Raw genomic sequence first — 18,959 nt, forward strand, 5'->3', positions numbered from 1 at the left:
GCGGCGGCGCTCACGTACCGTTGACACATGACGAGCATCGGTGGTGCCGCAAGTCCCGGGATGGTCGACTGGAATCTCGCGGTGGCGACCGCGACCCGGCTGGTCCGGCCGGGCCCCGAGGTGAGCCGCGAGGACGCCCGCGCCGTCGTCGCCGAACTGCGCCGGCACGCCAAGGTCTCCGAGGAGCACGTGCGGGCGTTCACCCGCCTGGGCACCGAGGACACCCACGACACCCCCGTGCTGGTCGTCGACCGCCCGGGCTGGGTCCGGGCGAACGTCGCGGGATTCCGGGAACTGCTCAAGCCCCTGCTGGACAAGATGCAGGAGCGGCGTGGCACCAGCCCCGGCAACGCGGTGCTCGGCGCCGTCGGCGGCAAGGTCACCGGCGTGGAACTCGGCATGCTGCTGTCGTTCCTCGCCTCCCGGGTCCTCGGCCAGTACGAGACCTTCGCCCCGGCCACCCGCGACCTGCCCGCGGGCGCGAACGGCGGCGGACGGCTGCTGCTCGTCGCCCCGAACATCGTCCACGTCGAACGCGAACTCGACGTACAGCCGCACGACTTCCGCCTGTGGGTGTGCCTGCACGAGGAGACCCACCGCACGCAGTTCACGGCGGTGCCCTGGCTGCGCGACCACCTCGAGGGTGAAATCCAGTCGTTCCTGTCGGAGACCGACGTCGACCCCATGGCCTTCCTGGAGCGCATCCGCGAGGCCGCGCAGTCGCTCGTCGGCGGGCGGCCCGAGGGCGAGGAGGACGACGGCGGGCGCTCCCTCGTCGAACTGGTGCAGACCCCCGCCCAGCGGGAGATCCTCGGCCGGCTCACCGCCGTGATGTCCCTCCTGGAGGGCCACGCGGACTACGTGATGGACGGAGTGGGTCCCCAGGTCGTGCCGACCGTGGCGGAGATCCGCGAGAAGTTCCAGCAGCGCCGCGCCAAGGGAGCCTCCCGGCTCGACTCGGCGCTGCGCAAGCTGCTGGGCCTGGACGCCAAGCTGCGCCAGTACCGTGACGGGGAGCGGTTCGTCCGCGCGGTCGTCGACCAGGTCGGCATGGACGGCTTCAACCGCGTGTGGACCTCCCCGAACACGCTGCCCACCAAGGCGGAGATCGCCAAACCGGCGGACTGGGTCGCGCGGGTGCACCGCAAGGCCGAATCGTGAACCCGGCGCGGACGGGGTGAACCGAATCCGGCCGACGGCAGGCGAACGCCCCTCCAATCACCCGTCCGAGGGACCGTGAGCGAGGGGTAGGCGTGCAATGCTCGGGGAACGGCCCGTTTCTGTCACCATCGACGCACTCTGAGTGACCGATCTCGGGCTCACCCCCCGAAAACTTCCGTGAAGGGAACCGGACATGGGTCCCCATCCTGCGGTCGCGGCGATACGCCTGGCGGTACGCCGCGTCCTGAACGACATCCTCGACGAGCAGACCCCGGCGCCGCCCCCCGCCGGGCTGCCCCGCCCCGAACTCCAGACCGCGCACGCCGCGCAGACGGCGTACGGCGCCCCCGAGCGGCACACCGCCCCCGGCCCGCGGCCCGCGCAGCTGCCCGGGCGCCCCCCGCTCGGCGTGCCGACCCCGAGCCGTACGCCGGCCCGCGGTCCGCGCGCCGCCGCGCACGACGCCCCGCCCGGCCCCGGACGTCCCTCGCCGCTCGTCCTCGTGGCCTGCTCCGGCGGCGCGGACTCCATGGCGCTCGCCTCCGCCCTCGCCTTCGAGGCGCCCAAGCTGGGCATCCGCGCCGGCGGCATCACCGTCGACCACGGCCTGCAGCCCGGCTCCGACCTGCGCGCCGACGAGGTCGCCCAGCGGCTGCGCGAGCTGGGCCTCGGCCCCGTCGACGCCGTCGCCGTCACCGTGGGCCGCGACGGCGGACCCGAGGCCGCCGCCCGCGACGCGCGCTACGCCGCCCTGGACGCCGCCGCCGACCGCCACGGAGCCCGCGCGGTCCTGCTCGGCCACACCCGTGACGACCAGGCCGAGACGGTGCTGCTCGGCCTCGCCCGCGGCTCCGGCATCCGCTCCCTGTCGGGCATGGCCGCGGTCTCGGGGGCCGGCGGCCGTTACCGGCGGCCCTTCCTGCACATCGACCGGCAGACCGCCCGCAAGGCCTGCATGGTCCAGTCGCTGCCCGTCTGGGACGACCCGCACAACGCCGACCCCGCCTACACCCGCTCCCGGCTGCGCCACGAGGGCCTGCCCGCCCTGGAGAAGGCACTGGGCAAGGGCGTCGTCGAGGCCCTGGCCCGCACCGCCCAGCTCTCCCGCGACGACGCCGACGCCCTGGACGCCTGGGCCGGTCAGGCCGAGGCCACCGCCCGTGACGACGCGGGCTGCCTGGAGTGCGCCAAGCTGCACGACCTGCCGCCCGCCGTACGCCGCCGGGTGCTGCGCCGCGCCGCCATCGACGCCGGGGCCCCCGCCGGTTCCCTGTTCGCCCGCCACATCGAGGAGGTCGACCGGCTGATCACCGGCTGGCGCGGTCAGGGGGCCATCAACCTCCCGGGCAAAGTCGTCGCCCGGCGCCAGGGTGGCAGACTGGTGATTCGGCAAGGCTGAAACCTTCCCCCCGGGGGAGGCGCCGGTCTCCCCGCCGGGGAGGCTTCCGGCGGCCGGACCCCCCGCCGGGAGGACCGGAGCAGCCGTGAGCCGTCAATGCGGGACGACCGACCGAAAGTGATGCGGGTGGACGCGAAAGACATGGGTGCCGACCTCCAGCAGGTGCTCATCACCAAGGAAGAGATCGACGCGAAGCTGGCCGAACTGGCCGCGAAGATCGACGCGGAGTACGCGGGCAAGGACCTGCTGATCGTCGGTGTGCTCAAGGGCGCGGTCATGGTCATGGCCGACCTGGCCCGGGCGCTGTCCACCCCCCTCACCATGGACTGGATGGCCGTGTCGTCCTACGGCGCGGGCACCCAGTCCTCCGGTGTCGTGCGGATCCTCAAGGACCTGGACACCGACATCAAGGGCAAGCACGTCCTGATCGTCGAGGACATCATCGACTCCGGCCTGACCCTCTCGTGGCTGCTGTCGAACCTGGGTTCGCGCGAGCCGGCCTCGCTGAAGGTGTGCACCCTTCTGCGCAAGCCCGACGCCGCGAAGGTCGCCATCGACGTGGAGTGGGTCGGCTTCGACATCCCCAACGAGTTCGTCGTCGGCTACGGCCTCGACTACGCCGAGAAGTACCGCAACCTCCCGTTCGTCGGTACGCTCGCCCCCCACGTCTACGGCGGCTGACCGCCCCGGCTGACCCGGAAGGGCGCAGCCCGTACCGTGATCGGGAACCCCTGCGGCCCCGGAGCCGTTGGAGCATGCAGACGGGAACGCCAGCTCTCCCGTGCGGCTTCGAGCCACAATGCTGGGGTACCGTCAGAAGAACTGTCTTATCAAACTCACTATGGCAGGAGGGACGGGGCGGCACCGCTCCGTATGGATGGACGTGAAGCGATACTTCCGTGGGCCGGTCATGTGGATCGTGCTGGCCGTCCTTGCCGTGGTCGTGTTGATGCAGGTCGTCGGCTCGTCCGGCGGCTACAAGACGGTGGACACAGGCCAGGTCGTAGCAGCGATCAATGACAACCGGGTCCAGCAGGCCAAGCTGACCACCGGCGACGAGCAGACCATCAAGGTCGAGCTCAAGGACGGCCAGAAGGTCTCCGGCAGCTCGAAGATCCAGGCGAGCTACATCGGCGACCAGGGCGCAGCCCTCGCCAACACGCTGCAGGACAAGTACCAGCACAAGCAGATCCCGGACGGCTACACGGTCTCGCCGTCCAAGCAGAACCCCTTCCTCGGGGTCCTGCTCTCCCTGCTGCCCTTCGTCCTCATCGTGGTCGTCTTCCTGTTCCTGATGAACCAGATGCAGGGCGGCGGCTCCCGGGTCATGAACTTCGGGAAGTCCAAGGCCAAGCTCATCACCAAGGACACCCCGAAGACGACGTTCTCGGACGTCGCGGGCGCCGACGAGGCCGTCGAGGAACTCCACGAGATCAAGGAGTTCCTCCAGGAGCCGGCCAAGTTCCAGGCCGTCGGGGCGAAGATCCCCAAGGGCGTGCTGCTCTACGGCCCGCCCGGCACCGGCAAGACCCTGCTCGCGCGTGCCGTCGCGGGCGAGGCCGGGGTCCCGTTCTACTCGATCTCCGGTTCCGACTTCGTCGAGATGTTCGTCGGTGTCGGTGCCTCCCGTGTCCGTGACCTGTTCGAGCAGGCCAAGGCGAACGCCCCGGCGATCGTCTTCGTCGACGAGATCGACGCGGTCGGCCGTCACCGCGGCGCCGGCCTCGGCGGCGGTCACGACGAGCGCGAGCAGACGCTGAACCAGCTGCTCGTCGAGATGGACGGCTTCGACGTCAAGGGCGGCGTGATCCTGATCGCCGCCACCAACCGGCCCGACATCCTCGACCCGGCCCTCCTGCGCCCCGGCCGCTTCGACCGGCAGATCGCCGTCGACCGCCCGGACATGCAGGGCCGTCTGGAGATCCTCAAGGTCCACCAGAAGGGCAAGCCGGTCGCGAAGGACGTCGACCTGGCCGCCGTCGCCCGCCGCACTCCCGGCTTCACCGGTGCCGATCTCTCCAACGTGCTGAACGAGGCCGCGCTGCTCACGGCCCGCAGCGACCAGAAGCTGATCGACAACAAGATGCTGGACGAGGCGATCGACCGCGTGGTCGCGGGCCCGCAGAAGCGGACACGGATCATGTCGGACAAGGAGAAGAAGATCACCGCGTACCACGAGGGCGGTCACGCCCTGGTCGCGGCGGCCTCGCCGAACTCCGACCCGGTCCACAAGATCACGATCCTGTCCCGCGGCCGGGCCCTCGGCTACACGATGGTCCTGCCGGACGAGGACAAGTACTCGACCACGCGCAACGAGATGCTGGACCAGCTGGCCTACATGCTCGGCGGCCGTGCGGCCGAGGAGCTGGTCTTCCACGACCCGACCACCGGCGCCGCGAACGACATCGAGAAGGCCACCTCCACGGCCCGCGCGATGGTCACGCAGTACGGCATGACCGAGCGTCTCGGCGCGATCAAGTTCGGCGGCGACAACACCGAGCCGTTCCTCGGCCGTGAGATGGCTCACCAGCGCGACTACTCGGAAGAGGTCGCCGCCCTGGTGGACGAGGAAGTCAAGAAGCTCATCGAGAACGCGCACAACGAGGCCTGGGAGATCCTGGTCGAGAACCGCGACGTGCTCGACAACCTCGTCCTGGCCCTGCTGGAGAAGGAGACGCTGGGCAAGGAGGAGATCGCCGAGATCTTCGCCCCCATCGTCAAGCGTCCGCCGCGGCCCGCGTGGACCGGCTCCTCGCGCCGCACCCCCTCCACCCGGCCGCCGGTGCTCTCCCCCAAGGAGCTGGCCCTCACCAACGGGGCGAACGGCGCCACGGCGGCGATCAGCACCGTGAAGTCCACGGCCACCGAGCCCGCCCCGGCGACGGAGCAGGCACCGGAGGACCGCCCGGAGAGCTGACCGGAGCCCACCGGCCCCGGAATGTATGCCGCGCCCCCCAGGTTCTAGCCTGGGGGGCGCGGCATTTCGCATGTCCGCAGCTGAGACAGACAGGAACGAGGCTTCACATGACCGACCCCGTGACGCTGGACGTCGAGGGAGCCATCGGCGAGTTCGACGAGAAGCGCGCCGAGAACGCCGTACGCGAACTCCTCATCGCGGTCGGCGAGGACCCGGACCGCGAGGGCCTGCGGGACACCCCGGCGCGGGTGGCGCGGGCGTACAAGGAGATATTCGCGGGGCTGTGGCAGAAGCCGGAGGACGTCCTGACGACGACGTTCGACCTCGGCCACGACGAGATGGTGCTGGTGAAGGACATCGAGGTGTTCTCGACCTGTGAGCACCACCTCGTGCCGTTCCGCGGGGTCGCGCACGTCGGCTACATCCCGGCCGGCAGCGGGAAGATCACGGGCCTGTCCAAGCTGGCCCGTCTCGTGGACGTCTACGCCCGCCGCCCGCAGGTGCAGGAACGACTCACCACCCAGATCGCCGACTCGCTGATGGAGATCCTGGAGCCGCGGGGCGTCATCGTCGTCATCGAGTGCGAGCACATGTGCATGTCGATGCGGGGCATCCGCAAGCCCGGCGCGAAGACCATCACCTCGGCGGTGCGCGGCCAGCTGCGCGACGCGGCGACGCGGAACGAGGCGATGAGCCTCATCATGGCGCGCTGAGCGGCGGCGCCGCGCTGCTGCCGTACGGCTGACGGGCCGGTGGTTCAGGCCACCGGTTCGGCGCCGCCGTGGTCCTGGTCGTCGTCCTCGGGGAGCTTGCAGACCCGTTCGAGGAAGAGGGCCGCCGCTATCACCGCGAGGCCTGTCAGGACCGACGCGCCCGCGTAGATGGCCTGGTCGCGGCGAGTGGGCAGGTCGAGCAGTTCCAGCAGGAAGACGCCCGCCCCGCCGTACATCCCGGCGACCAGGGCCGCGACCAGGGCACTGGCCTGGCCGAAAACCACCGCGCGGGCGGCCATCAGCGGGTCGACGCCCTTGGCACCGGGACGGCGCTCGCGCTGGGCCCTGAGACGGGCGCGCAGCGAGAGCGCCGTGGACACCAGGACCACGGCGATCAGGGCGAGGACGATGGGGGCGGCCAGGGGGACGCTGGGCAGGGTCCCCACCGCGTTCCACAGGCGGGCGCCCGCCCAGGACAGCACTCCGGCGACGACGAACACGCCCGCCAGCACCCTGATGCGCAGCTCTTTCACGGTGTCCCTTCAGCTCCCCCGGACCGTGGTCGGGCGTCCCGGCGACTCGTGGCGGCCGGCCGCGGACCGGCCGTGCCGTCCCTGGACCGGGCGTCCGGATCTTCCTCGACCTTAACGACTACTCGGGCAGCCGGAGTTCCAGGTCGGCGCGCGGCGCCACCCCCGTGCGCGTCACCGCCGCCAGCAGGCCCGCCACCGCGCCCCGGCCGGGGAGCAGGGCCTCGGGGTCCACGTCGTGCCACGGAGCGAGGACGAAGGCGCGTTCGTGCGCGCGGGGGTGGGGGAGGGTGAGGACCGGGTCGTCGCAGACCACGTCCGCGTAGGAGACGATGTCGACGTCGATGGTGCGCGGGCCCCAGCGCTCGTCGCGGACCCGGTGGAAGGCCTCCTCGATGGCGTGCGCCCGCTCCAGCAGGGAGGACGGGGGCAGCGTCGTCTTGAGGACCACGACCGCGTTGAAGTACGACGGCTGGGTGCCGGGCTCCACGCCCCACGGCTCCGTCTCGTAGACCGGGGAGACGGCCTTGATGCGGACGCCCGGGGTGTCCTCCAGGGCGTCGACGGCCCCCTGGAGGGTCTCCAGGCGGTTGCCCAGGTTGGAGCCGAGGGAGAGCACGGCCCGTTTGGGGTTGCTGAGCGTGGTGTCGGCGGCGTCGACCTGCTCGACGACGGAGGCGGGCACCGGCTGGACGGTCGGGTCGCTGTGACCCTGGAGGAAAGGTCGGGTCATACTCGGCTCCGGGTGATGGTGACGGTCACGTCGTCGAAGGGGACGGTGATCGGGGCGTCCGGCTTGTGCACGCAGACCTCGACCTCCAGGACCCCTTCGTGCTTCAGACAGGTCTGGGCGATGCGCTCGGCGAGCGTCTCGATGAGGTTCACCGGCTCGCCCTCGACCACGGCCACGACCTCCTCGGCCACGATGCCGTAGTGCACCGTCTTCGCCAGGTCGTCGTCGGCCGCGGCCTGCCGGGTGTCCACGCCCAGGACGAGGTCGACGAGGAAGGTCTGGCCGTCCTCGCGCTCCTTGGGGAACACACCGTGGTGCCCGCGGGCCTTCAGGCCGCGCAGCGCGACACGATCCACGCGAATCACTCCTGCAGTCGTCGGTGCGGTCGGTTCGTACCGCGTGCGGGCGGTACACCGGCCTTTCGACGAATCTACCTGCGGGCACCGACATCGCCGGGACACGGGGGCGCCGGGGCGAGCCGGGCGGGGCAGGCGCCGCCCCGCGTTTTCCCTGGAGAACCGGGCCGCTCACGGGCCGGTGCCCGCCTGCGACCCCGGGCCCGTGATTCCGGACACTTCCGCGTCCGTGCCCGTCACCTACCCGTTCAGGACGGTGACCCGTCCTCCTCGTCACCGTCGTTTTCGGCCAGAACGGGGGAGGCGTGGTGGGACCAGAGCTTCCAGCCGGCCGGGGTGCGCCGGAACACGTTGGTGGCGACCACGAGCTGTCCCACGAGCGGGCCCAACTCGTCCCCGTCGTCGGGGGCGGGGCCGCCGCTGAGGATGTTCTCGGTGCACGTCACCAGGGCGGTGTCACCGGTGACCGAGACGTGCACGTCGGTCAGGAAGAACTGGATGTAGTCCGTGTTCGCCATGATCAGCGCGTAACTGCGCAGCACCTCGCCGCGTCCGGTGAGGACCGGCCAGCCGGGATGCACGCAGGAGATCACGCCGGTGTCGGCGGGGTCGTGGTACTCCTCGTCGACGCCCAGGTCGGAGGGGGTGAGCCAGAGGGAGGTCAGCTCCTCGAAGTCGCCCTGCTCCAGCGCCTCGTAGAAGGCGGTGTTGGCCGCCTCGACCTGTTCGACATCGGTGTGCGGGGCGCTCACCGGTCTCCTTCTGGGGAGCGGGCCGGGTCCGCCGTGCGGGCTTCCGGGGCGCGCGCCTCTTCCACGGCGCGTGCCACCCGTACCGCGTCCGCCGTGGCGCGCACCTCGTGCACGCGCACCGCCCACGCGCCGGCGTGCGCCGCGAGCGCGGAGACGGCGGCCGTGGCGGCGTCGCGCTCCCGGGCGGGCGGTGGCGCGCCCTGCGGGCCGGCCAGCACCCGGCCGAGGAACCGCTTGCGGGAGGCGGCGACCAGCACGGGGTGGCCCAGGCCGCGCAGGCGGTCGAGGTGGGCCAGGAGCGTCAGGTCGTGCCCGGCGTCCTTGGAGAAGCCGAGGCCGGGGTCCACGACGACGCGGTCGGGGGCGATCCCGCCCTCCAGAACGGCCTCCACGCGCGCGTGCAGCTCGTCGACGACCTCGGTGACCACGTCGGCGTAGACGCCCTGGACGGCGCCGCCGCGCAGGAAGCCGCGCCAGTGCATGACGACGAAGGGCGCCCGCGCGTCCGCGACCACGGGGACCATGGCGGGGTCGGCGAGGCCGCCGCTGACGTCGTTGACCAGGGCGGCGCCGGCCGCGAGCGCCTGCTCGGCGACCTTGGCGCGCATGGTGTCGACGGAGATCGTGACGCCCTCGGCGGCCAGACCGCGGACGACGGGTATGACGCGCCGCAGCTCCTCGTCCTCGTCGACGCGGGTGGCGCCGGGGCGGGTGGACTCGCCGCCGACGTCGACCAGGTCGGCGCCCTGGGCCACCAGGTCGAGGCCGTGCTTGACGGCGATCGTCGTGTCGAACCAGCGGCCGCCGTCGGAGAAGGAGTCGGGGGTCACGTTCACGACCCCCATGACCGCGCAGCGGTCCCATGCCGGTAGGCCCGCCACTCGGCCGCGCCCGCTCTGGTTGCTCATACGTTCAGCGTAGGCCCCGCATCCGGCGGCGACCCCGCTGACCCGGTCAGAGGCCGCGGGCGCGGACGAGGCGGTCCGTGGGCGCGGACGCGGCCCGGACGGCCGCCGCCTCGGGTCAGGGAGGCAGGCGGCCGGCCGGGCCGCGTCGGGGACGGGCCGTGCCGGGCGCGGCCCGCTCGGGGGACGGGCCGCGCCGGCGGCAGGCCGGATCGGTGTCAGGCCCCGCGGATGCCGGGCCGGGTGGACGTCAGGCCGCGCGGACGTCCCGTTCCGCCACCGCGTGCGCGCACGGGCGCTGGGTGGCGGAGCGGCGGCGGCGCAGGAAGCGCGGCATGGGCAGGGCCAGGTTGACGAAGCCCTCCGCCTGCATGGCGGCGAAGCCGATGCGGGCGAGGTCGGAGGAGGAGCGGTAGACGACGAACCGCGGCTCCCAGCGGGGCTGGAACTTGGCGTTGAACTTGTACAGCGACTCGATCTGGAACCACCGGGAGAGGAACACCAGCAGCCCCCGCCAGGCGCGCAGCACCGGGCCCGCCCCGATCTTCTCGCCGCGGGCCAGGGCCGAGCGGAACATCGCGAAGTTGAGCGAGACCCGGGCGATGCCGAGCTTCGGGGCGGCCTGGAGCGCCGCCACGATCAGCAGCTCGTTCATGCCGGGGTCGGCGGAGCGGTCGCGCCGCATCAGGTCCAGGGAGACGCCGTCCTCGCCCCACGGCACGAAGTGCAGGATCGCCTTCAGGTCGCCGTACTCGCCGATCTCGTCGTCCTGCTTGTGCGCGGTGGCTATCAGGCAGTCGCCGTCGGCGGGGTCGCCGATGCGGCCGAGCGCCATGGAGAAGCCGCGTTCGGTGTCGGTGCCGCGCCAGTCCTCGGCGGCGTTGCGGATGCGCTCCAGCTCGGCGTCGCCGAGGTCACGGATGCGCCGCACCCGCGTTTCGTAGCCGGCCCGTTCGATGCGCTTGACCATCTGACGGACGTTGCGCATCGCGCGTCCGGCGAGGGAGAAATCCGCGACGTCGACCACCGCCTCGTCGCCCAGCTCCAGGGCGTCCAGGCCGGTCTCGCGGGTCCACACCTCGCCGCCGGTCTCGGAGCAGCCCATGACGGCGGGCGTCCAGGAGTGGGCCTTGGCCTCGTCCATGAAGCGCTCGATGGCGCCCGGCCAGGCCTCGACGTCACCGATCGGGTCGCCGCTGGCGAGCATCACACCGGAGACGACGCGGTAGGTCACCGCGGCCTTGCCGCTGGGGGAGAACACGACCGCCTTGTCGCGGCGGAGCGCGAAGTGGCCGAGCGAGTCGCGGCGGCCGTGCCTGGCCAGCAGGGCGCGCAGCTGGACCTCGTCCTCCTCGGTCAGGCGGGCGGCCGGGTGCTCGGGGCGGAAGGCCAGGTAGATGGTGGTGACCGCGGTGATCCAGCCCAGGGCGCCCAGGGAGAAGGCGACCGTCCAGGAGGTGTTGCCCTGGTAGTCGATCGGACCCTCGAAGCCGAAGAGGCCGTACACGACGTGGGTGAGCCGGTCCGCGACGCTCGGGTCGCCGACCATGCGGTGCGCGTGGACGCTGACGATGAGCATGCCCAGCGCCAGCGAACCGGCGCTCATCAGCACGAAGTTGGTCAGCGCGCGCCACCTGCTGCGCGGGTCCGGCAGGGCCGAGAACTCCTTGCGGTGCATCAGCAGCGGGCTGAGCAGCGCCAGGGCGATGACGACGCCGACCACGGAGTGCCGGTAGACGAACTCGGCGGCCGCGCCGGCCGGCAGCAGCACCACGGCGGCGCGCCAGGCACGGCGCTTGCGCCGGCGCAGACCGTGCGCGAGGAGCAGCAGGAGTACGCCCGCGCTGAGGGAGAGGGCCGCCGCGAACGGGCCGAAGGAGCCCGGCAGTACCTCGGCCCAGGCGTGCATCCGGCTGTGCCGGAAGCGCGGGAAGACACCTGCCGCGATGTCCAGGAGGCCCACGACCGCGCAGGCCCTGCCGATCAGCGTGGGGACGGCCTCGGCGCGCGGACCGCGCAGTATGCGCTGTACCCGGCTCGATCGGCTCGGAACCCCGCCCGGCTTTTCCCCATCTATCCTGACAGACATCGCATCCCATAGTTCTGCGAGAGACCTTGAATCCGGTGCCGATCCGGGCATCCGGCGACATTGCGCCCTCTAGGACGGTGTCTGGGGGAGGAAGGTTCACTCCCCACCCGGAATCCGGGTCAAAGGCCAGGGAAAGCCCGGGGCAAGCTCGCGCCAAGGAGGTGCCGGCGGGCCGGGCATCGAGTGCAGGCAGGAAAGAGCTCATGGGTCTCACGAGCAAGAAGGTGCTGGTACTGGCGGTGCTGTTCGCCGTACTGCTGTTCGTCGCCACGGTGTGGCTGTGGCCACGTCTGGCGCGGCGCAGCTGGCCGTCGGTCGGCGGGCGGGTCGGCATCCTGCTGGTCACGCAGGCGGCGATCTTCGCCTGCGTCGGCCTGGTCGCCAACCAGGCCTTCGGCTTCTACGCGAGCTGGGCCGACCTGTTCGGCCAGGAGACCGACCAGGGTGTCGTCGTCGACCACGCCGCGAGCGGCTCGACCGGTCCGCTGCGGGTGGTGGGCACGCAGCAGGTGCAGCTGGCCGGCGGATCCCGGCCGCAGCTGACCGGGCAGATACAGAAGGTCGACGTCGTGGGCCGTACGTCCCACATCGCCTCGCCCGCCTTCATCTACCTGCCACCGGAGTACTTCCAGCCGCAGTACCGCACGCGCACGTTCCCCGCGGCCGTCGTCCTCACCGGCTACCCGGGCACCGCCCAGGCGCTCATCAGCAAGCTGAACTACCCGCGCACGGCGCAGCAGCTGGCCAAGGAGGGCCGGATGCAGCCGATGATCCTGGTGATGCTGCGGCCGACGGTGGCGCCGCCGCGCGACACCGAGTGCGTGGACGTCCCCGGCGGCCCGCAGACCGAGAAGTTCTTCGGCCGCGATCTCCCGGACGCCGTGGGCGCCCACTACCGGGTCGACCGGAAGCCGGGCGGCTGGGGTGTCATCGGTGATTCCACGGGCGGTTACTGCGCGCTGAAAATCGCCATGCACTATCCCGCGGTGTACGGCGCGGGTGTGGGCCTGTCGCCTTACTACAAGGCGCCGATCGACCCCACGACGGGTGATCTCTTCCAGGGCGACAAGAATCTGAAGAATCGTGCCGACCTCGGCTGGAGCGTCAAGCATCTGCCGGCTCCGGACACTTCCCTGCTCGTCACCAGCAGCCGGCAGGGCGAGTCCAACTACAAGTCGACGCTGAAGTTCATAGACGCGGTGAAGGCGACGAAGAAGACCCGTATCTCGTCGATCATCCTGGACAGCGGCGGTCACAACTTCAACACCTGGAAGCGGGAGATCCCGGCGAGCCTGCAGTGGATCAGCGCGCGGCTGGCCGAGCGCTGAGACCGGGCCGGAGCGATCTCCGCGAGGGAGCGGAGGACGCAAGAAATGATCTTGAAAAGGGTCCGGAGTTCGGCCGGACTCCGCGTTGTGCTCGGGCGGAACTCGGGTGCGTACGCGAGCGGATGCGGAAGGGGAACTCCTGATGCCCGGTGAAGGTTTCGGTACGGCCGCCTTTTTGCGGGGCGGCCCACCACGATTCGCCTACGCGCGGTAAGTTTCTGGCCATGCCACGTGGACGTCACCGCCATTCCCCTCCCTTGCACAGGCTGTTGCCTCCCTCGGCGATCGCCGGCGTCTCCCTCGTCTGCGCCGTGGGCCCCTGGGTGTTCACGGCACCGGTGGTCCTGCGCTCCCTCGCGGCGGCCGCCGCGGTGACGGCGGTCGCCGGTGCGGTCGTCCTGCGCCGCTGGGACACCCAGGCGGGCCGCAAGGTGGCCGACCTCACGCGCGCGCGGGCGAGCGACGAGTGGCGCTTCGAGGAACGCGTCGCCGAACTCGAGTCGGACCTCGAGGAGTCGCGCGAACTGCGGGCGCGCCTGGATCAGAAGCTGCGGGCCAAGCGGTCGGAACTGGCGCGGCTGCGCAACGAGCACGCGGCGCTGCTGCGGCGGTACGCCACGGCCGAGACCGAGCGTGCGAGCGCGCTGGAGGGCCGCCGCCTGCTGGAGCTGGAGGCCGGGACCGACCTGCCCGCGCTGCCGGCGGCGCCGAGCCGGGCCGCGTCCGCACAGGGCGCGACCGCGGGGGCGGGCTCCGCCGGGCCCGGGCCCGCACAGGGCGGGTCCGCGGACACCGGTCCGGCGGGCGCGGGTTCGGCGGGGGACGGCCCGGCGCGGGACGGGTCCGCCGAGGCCGGTTCCGTGGAGGGGGTGCCGGCGGCCGTGGCTCCCGCCGTGTTCTCCCCCGGGGGCTCGGAGCTGTTCGCGCGGGCCGTGGCCGCGCTGGCGCGGTTCGGCGCGGAAGGCGGCCGCACGGAACACGCGGCCGCGCAGACGGAGACGGCCGCCGGGGCCTCCCGTACGACGGCGTCCGCCGAGGCCGCCGACCATGACGCGGCCCCCGCGGGGGAGGACGATCCGCGGGGGAAGTCCGAGGCGGGCGGCTCGGCGGGGGCCGTGCCGGGCGGTGCGGTCCGGCAGCCCGCCGGCCACTACGCCGTGCCGACCGCCGTGGCCGTCGTGCCCCCCGCGCCCGCCCGGCGTCCGCTGACCGAGGGCGGGTTCGACTTCTTCGGTGCGAAGAAGGGGGCGCCGCCCGCCGCCCTGGAAGCCGTCCAGAACGAGGACCTCGCCGACGTCGTCGGCCCGGAGGCCCTCGCGCTGCACAAGGCCGAAGCCGAGGCCGGGGCAGAAGCCGAGGCCGGCGCAGAGACCGCGGACGAGCCGGCCGGCGAGGGCACCGAGGCCCGTACCGCCGGGCAGGTCATCGACCTGACCGCCCACGACGAGACGGAACAGATCGACCTCCAGGGCCTGCGCACCGCGGTGTCCTGAGAGGACGCGGGCGGCGAGGACGCCGCAGGGCCGCGGGGAGCGGGAGCGAGCAGGACAGAAGCGGTAAGGGGCGTGGCACAAGGGGCCACGCCCCTTACTGCTGCCCGGTCTCGGTCTGGAACTCGGGCCCGGTGTCGGTGTCGTTCTGGGCCCCGGTCTCGGCCTGGATGCCGGTGTCGTTCTGGATCCCGGTCTCGGTCCGGATCCCGGTCTCGGTCCGGATCCCGGTGTCGGCCTGGGCCACGATGTCGGTCTGGACCCCGGCCCCGGTCTGGACTCCGGTCTCGGCCCCGGCCACAGCCCCTGTCTCTGTCCTTGCCGTGCTCCGGGTCATCCACCGGTCCGGCCGGGCGTCGTGGCGTCCCGTCCGTGACCGTTCGGCCTGCGCCCGCAGCAGCCCTGCCGCCTCCTCCGCGTCCCGCAGCCGTGCCGTCACGGTCTTGTTCGCGCCCGTGTCCACGTGCACGTCGGCGACCCCCCAGAGCCGCTTCCAGGGCCCCTGGGTGAGCCGTACGCTCTGCACCTTGGCGTGCGGGACCAGCGCGAGCCGGCGCCGCAGCAGCCCGTGCCGGGCGGCGAACACCGCGTCGGTGACGGCGACTCCGTACCCCCTCCACCGCACCGGCGCGCACCAGCGGGCGCTTTGGCGTGGCCGGGCCAGCGAGCCGGTCTCCGGCACCGTGACGCCCGGCAGCACCCGCGCGATCACCGACTCGGCGATCTCCCGCGGCGCCACCGGCAGCAGCACGGAGTTCGACGATCCGGCCACGTCCAGTTCCACCCGGACCCAGCCGCGCCCGCGCCCCGTGCCGTCCGGCGCGGGCGACCTCCAGCACCGCCACAGCAGCGGCTCCACGATCCGTACGGTCTGCACCCGGCCCGGCGGCACCGTCTCGTGGGTGCGGTCCAGCAGGCCCCGGTCGATGCGCAGCCCGTCGGGCGACTCGCTCAGCGTCCAGTCGTAGGCGGCCACGAAGCGTCCCACGCTGCTCGTCACGGCCCCGCCGAGCAGGGGCAGGGCGGTGGCCAGCACGGTCCACAGGCTGTGGGTGGCCAGCCACAGCAGGGACGGCACGACGAGGGCGGCGACCAGGGAGCCCCAGGTCGCGCCGATCAGCAGCAGCGAGACCGCTATCACGCGCGCGGGGACCCGGACCAGCTCCCGCGCGGGCGCCTCGCCGGCCTCCCGCGCGGCCTCGGGGGTGAAGCCGGCCGCCCGGGCGAGGAGTTCGGCGCGCAGGGCGCGGGCGTCCTCCTCGCCGAGGAAGGCGAGTTCGTCCTTCTTGTCGGTCCCGACGACGTCGAGTCTCAGCTTGGCCACGCCCGCGACCCGTGCGAGCAGCGGCCGGGTGACGTCGACGGCCTGGATGCGCTCCAGCCGGATGTGCGCGGTGCGGCGGAACAACAGCCCGGTACGTATGCGCAGTTCGGTGTCGGTCACCGCGAAGTGCGTGAACCACCAGGACAGGAACCCGTAGAGGGCGGCGGCCCCGACGAGCGCCGCGAGCCCCGTCAGCAGCCAGGCGGTCGTGAGCCTGGTCAGCTGCTGGTGCGCCTGTCCGGGGTCGTGCACGGCCCAGCCTGCGAGCACGGCGACCGGCGCCCACGCCCGGCGCAGCGGTGTCACGGGGTGCAGCCGCCGCTCACCGGCGGACGGCCCCCCGTCCCAGCCGCCGCCGTGGGATCCGCCGGCCGGTTTCCCGGGCGTCGTGCCGCCCGGCCCGCCGACGGGGCCCACGGGGGGAGTGGCGGTGGAGGCGGCCGGGCCCGTGGTCGCGGACTCGTCCGCGGGTGCGGCCGCCCGGTCCCTGCTGCCGGGATCCTCGCCCCCCGCCGCCGTCACAGTCCCGCCGATCGGGCCTCGCCCAGCTCGGTGAGCCGGTCGCGCAGCCGCTCCGCCTCGGCCGGATCCAGGCCGGGAATGGTCGCGTCGGTGGCGGCGGCGGCCGTGTGCAGTTGCACGGTGGCCAGGCGGAAGTGCCGTTCGACGGGCCCGGAGGTGACCTCGACCAGCTGCATCCGCCCGTACGGCACGACGGTCTCCTCACGCCACAGCACGCCCCGGCTGATCAGCAGGTCGTCGGCGCGCTCGGCGTACCGCCAGGAGCGCCAGTTGCGCCCCAGCAGCACCCAGCCCCAGGCCATCAGGGCCAGGGGCAGCACCGCGAACGCCGACCACACAGGACCGGCCAGGGCGCCGGGCACCGCCGCGGCGGCCACGGCAGCCGTGCCCAGTGCCACCACCAGCAGCATCCGGCGCATCCGCAGCAGGCCGGGCGGCAGCGCCCTCCACACCGTTTCGTCCCCGGCCGTCCGGCCGATGTCCGGGCTCCCCGTTTCCATGGGGCAAGCGTACGTAGGGGAGACTGGGGCCATGACTCCCACGACGGAGACCATGGTCGGGATCGGCGGTGCCGCGGAGAGCACCGACATGGTGCTCAACATCGGGCCCCAGCACCCGTCCACGCACGGTGTGCTGCGGCTGAAGCTGGTGCTGGACGGCGAGCGGATCATGCGCGCGGAGCCCGTGATCGGCTACATGCACCGCGGTGCGGAGAAGCTGTTCGAGGCGCGGGACTACCGGCAGATCATCATGCTCGCCAACCGCCACGACTGGCTGTCGGCGTTCTCCAACGAGCTGGGCGTGGTCCTCGCCGTGGAGCGGATGCTCGGCATGGAGGTACCTCCGCGCGCGGTGTGGACGCGCACGCTGCTCGCGGAGCTGAACCGGGTGCTGAACCACCTGATGTTCCTCGGCTCCTACCCGCTGGAGCTGGGCGGCATCACGCCGGTCTTCTACGCGTTCCGGGAGCGCGAGGTCCTGCAGAACGTCATGGAGGAGGTCTCCGGTGGCCGGATGCACTACATGTTCAACCGGGTCGGGGGCCTGAAGGAGGACCTGCCCGCCGGGTGGTCCACGCGCGCGCGTGCCGCCGTGGCCGCCGTGCGCTCGCGCATGGACGTCTTCGACGACCTGGTGCTCGGCAACGAGATCTTCCGGGGGCGCACACGGGGCGTGGGCGCGCTGACGCCGCAGGCCGTGCACGCCTACGGAGTGAGCGGGCCGATCGCGCGCGCCTCGGGAGTCGACCTCGACCTGCGCCGCGACGAGCCGTACCTGGCGTACGGGGAGCTGGCGGACGTCCTGAAGGTGGTCACCCGGCAGGAGGGCGACTGCCTGGCCCGCTTCGAGTGCCTGCTGGAGCAGACCCACAACGCCCTCGACCTCGCCGACGCCTGCCTGGACCGGCTGGCCGCCCTGGAGCCCGGGCCGGTCAACCAGCGGCTGCCCAAGGTCCTCAAGGCCCCCGAGGGGCACACGTACGCCTGGACCGAGAACCCGCTCGGCATCAACGGCTACTACCTGGTCAGCAAGGGTGAGAAGACGCCGTACCGGCTGAAGCTGCGCTCGGCGTCGTACAACAACATCCAGGCCCTCACCGAGCTGCTGCCGGGCACGCTGGTGGCGGACATGGTGGCGATCCTGGGGTCAATGTTCTTCGTGGTCGGGGACATCGACAAGTAGGGCCGCCGCGTCCGTCTCCCGGAGGCCCACCGGCTGCAGCAGCCAGCCGAAGTCGCCGAGTCCGCCCGCCGCGGTGAGTTCCGCGGCCTCCCCGGCGCTCGCGAGGGCGCGTACGTACTCCGCGGGGCGCGTGGAGGCGAGGGCGAGCGGGGGGCGTGCGCCGGTGATGCCGAGGGCGCGCAGTGCAGCGCGCTGCGTGAGCAGGCGCGCGGGCGGGAGCGACCGCGCGCGGTCGGACGCGCCCGGCGCGTCCGGCTCCGGGGGCGTGTGCGCGGCGCATGCGTCCAGGGCGACGTGCGCCGTGATGTCGCAGGAACCGTCCGGCACGGGCCCGGTCTCCCGTCCCTCGCGGAACCCGGTGAGGGTGCCGAACGGCGGCCGGGCGCCCGCCACGTGCGCGTAGTCCACGGCGACCGCCAGGCCCCGCTCCACGCACGAGACGGCCCCTGCCCAGGCGTCGTCCCGGGGCAGGCCGATCTCCGCCCGCAGGCCCTCCTCGGCCGGCAGCGGCCACCACCGGGCCAGCCACCGGGCGTCCGCGCCCGCCACCGGCTCCCCGAGCCGCTGCGCCCCGTCCCGGCGCACGAGCACGCGCCGGGGCACGCCCGCGGAGTCCACCTCCGCCACCTCCACCGGCACGTTGTCCAGCCACTCGTTGGCGAACAGCAGCCCGGTGACCCGCCGCGGCGGTTCGCTCAGCCACTCGATCCGGTGATCGAGCCCGGCAGGCCGTGCGGCGATCTCGACGGCCTGCACGCGCGCGCGGGAGGCCACCTGCGCGGGCAGCGCCGCCAGCACCCCGGCGGCCAGTTCCCCGCGCCCGGCCGCCATGTCCACGAACCCCAGCACCGCCGGGCGCCCGAGCACCTCGTCGACCCGGCACAGCAGCCGCGCCACGGCCGTCGCGAACAGCGGCGAGGCGTGCACCGACGTACGGAAGTGCCCCGCCGGCCCCTCGGGCCGCCGGTAGAAGCCGCCCGGCCCGTACAGGGCGTCCTGGGCCGCCGCGCGCCAGCCGCGCCATTCGTCCGCCCTCGTGTCGTCCGCCACCCCGCCA

General features: G+C 72.8%; 17 protein-coding genes. 8 read left to right on the forward strand and 9 right to left on the reverse strand.

All coding sequences use genetic code 11. From position 1 onward, the window contains the following. Positions 1 to 27: 27 nt before the first annotated feature. The 5 genes from ABZ719_RS13460 (at position 28) to folE (ending at position 6,190) form a co-directional block, all read left to right on the forward strand. Entirely contained in the window at positions 28 to 1,161 is a 1,134-nt protein-coding gene (locus ABZ719_RS13460) for a zinc-dependent metalloprotease (RefSeq protein ID WP_366725331.1), read from the forward strand. Between the two features lie 193 nt (positions 1,162 to 1,354). Then, positions 1,355 to 2,560 carry a tRNA lysidine(34) synthetase TilS gene (gene tilS, locus ABZ719_RS13465; protein WP_366725332.1) on the forward strand — a complete coding sequence of 402 codons (1,206 nt, stop codon included), beginning with the start codon at positions 1,355 to 1,357 and terminating at the stop codon, positions 2,558 to 2,560. A gap of 120 nt (positions 2,561 to 2,680) precedes the next feature. Then, on the forward strand, positions 2,681 to 3,241 hold the full coding sequence (hpt, locus tag ABZ719_RS13470; RefSeq protein ID WP_360971411.1) for a hypoxanthine phosphoribosyltransferase: 561 nt from the start codon (positions 2,681 to 2,683) through the stop codon (positions 3,239 to 3,241). A 196-nt stretch (positions 3,242 to 3,437) separates the two neighbouring features. Next, positions 3,438 to 5,477: an ATP-dependent zinc metalloprotease FtsH gene (gene ftsH / locus ABZ719_RS13475; RefSeq protein ID WP_366725333.1), complete on the forward strand. Its 2,040-nt coding sequence runs from the start codon at positions 3,438 to 3,440 to the stop codon at positions 5,475 to 5,477. Between the two features lie 107 nt (positions 5,478 to 5,584). After that, complete coding sequence (gene folE / locus ABZ719_RS13480; RefSeq protein ID WP_360971038.1) at positions 5,585 to 6,190, forward strand: GTP cyclohydrolase I FolE; 606 nt, start codon at positions 5,585 to 5,587, stop codon at positions 6,188 to 6,190. Positions 6,191 to 6,234: 44 nt separating this feature from the next. Here folE and ABZ719_RS13485 read toward each other — a convergent pair whose 3' ends face one another. The 6 genes from ABZ719_RS13485 to ABZ719_RS13510 all read right to left on the reverse strand — a co-directional run bounded on the left by ABZ719_RS13485 (position 6,235) and on the right by ABZ719_RS13510 (position 11,555). Next, complete coding sequence (locus ABZ719_RS13485) at positions 6,235 to 6,723, reverse strand: DUF3180 domain-containing protein (protein WP_366725334.1); 489 nt, start codon at positions 6,721 to 6,723, stop codon at positions 6,235 to 6,237. 118 nt (positions 6,724 to 6,841) lie between these two features. Next, entirely contained in the window at positions 6,842 to 7,453 is a 612-nt protein-coding gene (gene folK, locus ABZ719_RS13490) for a 2-amino-4-hydroxy-6-hydroxymethyldihydropteridine diphosphokinase (protein ID WP_366725335.1), read from the reverse strand. Beyond that, complete coding sequence (gene folB / locus ABZ719_RS13495; RefSeq protein WP_366725336.1) at positions 7,450 to 7,809, reverse strand: dihydroneopterin aldolase; 360 nt, start codon at positions 7,807 to 7,809, stop codon at positions 7,450 to 7,452. Before folB ends, folK begins: the two co-directional genes overlap by 4 nt. 248 nt (positions 7,810 to 8,057) lie before the next feature. Next, entirely contained in the window at positions 8,058 to 8,561 is a 504-nt protein-coding gene (locus ABZ719_RS13500) for a nuclear transport factor 2 family protein (protein ID WP_366725337.1), read from the reverse strand. Beyond that, on the reverse strand, positions 8,558 to 9,469 hold the full coding sequence (gene folP, locus ABZ719_RS13505) for a dihydropteroate synthase (RefSeq protein ID WP_366725338.1): 912 nt from the start codon (positions 9,467 to 9,469) through the stop codon (positions 8,558 to 8,560). Before folP ends, ABZ719_RS13500 begins: the two co-directional genes overlap by 4 nt. Positions 9,470 to 9,716: 247 nt before the next feature. Continuing rightward, a complete protein-coding gene (locus tag ABZ719_RS13510; protein ID WP_366725339.1) occupies positions 9,717 to 11,555 on the reverse strand; it encodes a phosphatidylglycerol lysyltransferase domain-containing protein in 1,839 nt (612 codons plus the stop codon). A 203-nt stretch (positions 11,556 to 11,758) separates the two neighbouring features. Between ABZ719_RS13510 and ABZ719_RS13515 the strand changes: the two genes are divergently transcribed. Both ABZ719_RS13515 and ABZ719_RS13520 read left to right on the forward strand, forming a co-directional pair. Further along, positions 11,759 to 12,883, forward strand: coding sequence for an alpha/beta hydrolase-fold protein (locus ABZ719_RS13515; protein WP_366725340.1), 1,125 nt, complete (start codon positions 11,759 to 11,761; stop codon positions 12,881 to 12,883). A 224-nt stretch (positions 12,884 to 13,107) separates the two neighbouring features. Further along, positions 13,108 to 14,376, forward strand: coding sequence for a hypothetical protein (locus ABZ719_RS13520; protein ID WP_366725341.1), 1,269 nt, complete (start codon positions 13,108 to 13,110; stop codon positions 14,374 to 14,376). A 94-nt stretch (positions 14,377 to 14,470) separates the two neighbouring features. Here ABZ719_RS13520 and ABZ719_RS13525 read toward each other — a convergent pair whose 3' ends face one another. Further along, positions 14,471 to 16,012, reverse strand: a complete 1,542-nt coding sequence (locus ABZ719_RS13525) for a PH domain-containing protein (RefSeq protein WP_366725378.1) — start codon at positions 16,010 to 16,012, stop codon at positions 14,471 to 14,473. 203 nt (positions 16,013 to 16,215) lie between these two features. Next, positions 16,216 to 16,719 carry a PH domain-containing protein gene (locus tag ABZ719_RS13530; protein WP_366725342.1) on the reverse strand — a complete coding sequence of 168 codons (504 nt, stop codon included), beginning with the start codon at positions 16,717 to 16,719 and terminating at the stop codon, positions 16,216 to 16,218. Positions 16,720 to 16,750: 31 nt separating this feature from the next. Between ABZ719_RS13530 and ABZ719_RS13535 the strand changes: the two genes are divergently transcribed. Next, the gene (locus ABZ719_RS13535) at positions 16,751 to 17,902 is read left to right on the forward strand and encodes an NADH-quinone oxidoreductase subunit D (protein ID WP_366725343.1); all 1,152 of its coding nucleotides are present in this window, start codon (positions 16,751 to 16,753) and stop codon (positions 17,900 to 17,902) included. Here the strand turns inward: ABZ719_RS13535 and ABZ719_RS13540 are convergent. Further along, a complete protein-coding gene (locus tag ABZ719_RS13540; protein ID WP_366725344.1) occupies positions 17,867 to 18,952 on the reverse strand; it encodes an SAM-dependent methyltransferase in 1,086 nt (361 codons plus the stop codon). The two genes, ABZ719_RS13535 and ABZ719_RS13540, sit on opposite strands and share 36 nt — an antisense overlap. Positions 18,953 to 18,959 lie beyond the last annotated feature (7 nt).

Source organism: Streptomyces sp. NPDC006743 (assembly GCF_040703815.1).
In the GTDB taxonomy this organism is placed as follows: Bacteria; Actinomycetota; Actinomycetes; order Streptomycetales; family Streptomycetaceae; genus Streptomyces.

Bases quoted from the DNA above. Each gene is read 5' to 3' on its own strand.
- ABZ719_RS13460 (WP_366725331.1), top strand. From the start codon at position 28: ATGACGAGCATCGGTGGTGCCGCAAGTCCCGGGATGGTCGACTGGAAT.
- tilS (WP_366725332.1), top strand. From the start codon at position 1,355: ATGGGTCCCCATCCTGCGGTCGCGGCGATACGCCTGGCGGTACGCCGC.
- hpt (WP_360971411.1), top strand. From the start codon at position 2,681: ATGCGGGTGGACGCGAAAGACATGGGTGCCGACCTCCAGCAGGTGCTC.
- ftsH (WP_366725333.1), top strand. From the start codon at position 3,438: ATGGACGTGAAGCGATACTTCCGTGGGCCGGTCATGTGGATCGTGCTG.
- folE (WP_360971038.1), top strand. From the start codon at position 5,585: ATGACCGACCCCGTGACGCTGGACGTCGAGGGAGCCATCGGCGAGTTC.
- folK (WP_366725335.1), bottom strand. From the start codon at position 7,453: ATGACCCGACCTTTCCTCCAGGGTCACAGCGACCCGACCGTCCAGCCG.
- folP (WP_366725338.1), bottom strand. From the start codon at position 9,469: ATGAGCAACCAGAGCGGGCGCGGCCGAGTGGCGGGCCTACCGGCATGG.
- ABZ719_RS13510 (WP_366725339.1), bottom strand. From the start codon at position 11,555: ATGTCTGTCAGGATAGATGGGGAAAAGCCGGGCGGGGTTCCGAGCCGA.
- ABZ719_RS13515 (WP_366725340.1), top strand. From the start codon at position 11,759: ATGGGTCTCACGAGCAAGAAGGTGCTGGTACTGGCGGTGCTGTTCGCC.
- ABZ719_RS13520 (WP_366725341.1), top strand. From the start codon at position 13,108: ATGCCACGTGGACGTCACCGCCATTCCCCTCCCTTGCACAGGCTGTTG.
- ABZ719_RS13530 (WP_366725342.1), bottom strand. From the start codon at position 16,719: ATGGAAACGGGGAGCCCGGACATCGGCCGGACGGCCGGGGACGAAACG.
- ABZ719_RS13535 (WP_366725343.1), top strand. From the start codon at position 16,751: ATGACTCCCACGACGGAGACCATGGTCGGGATCGGCGGTGCCGCGGAG.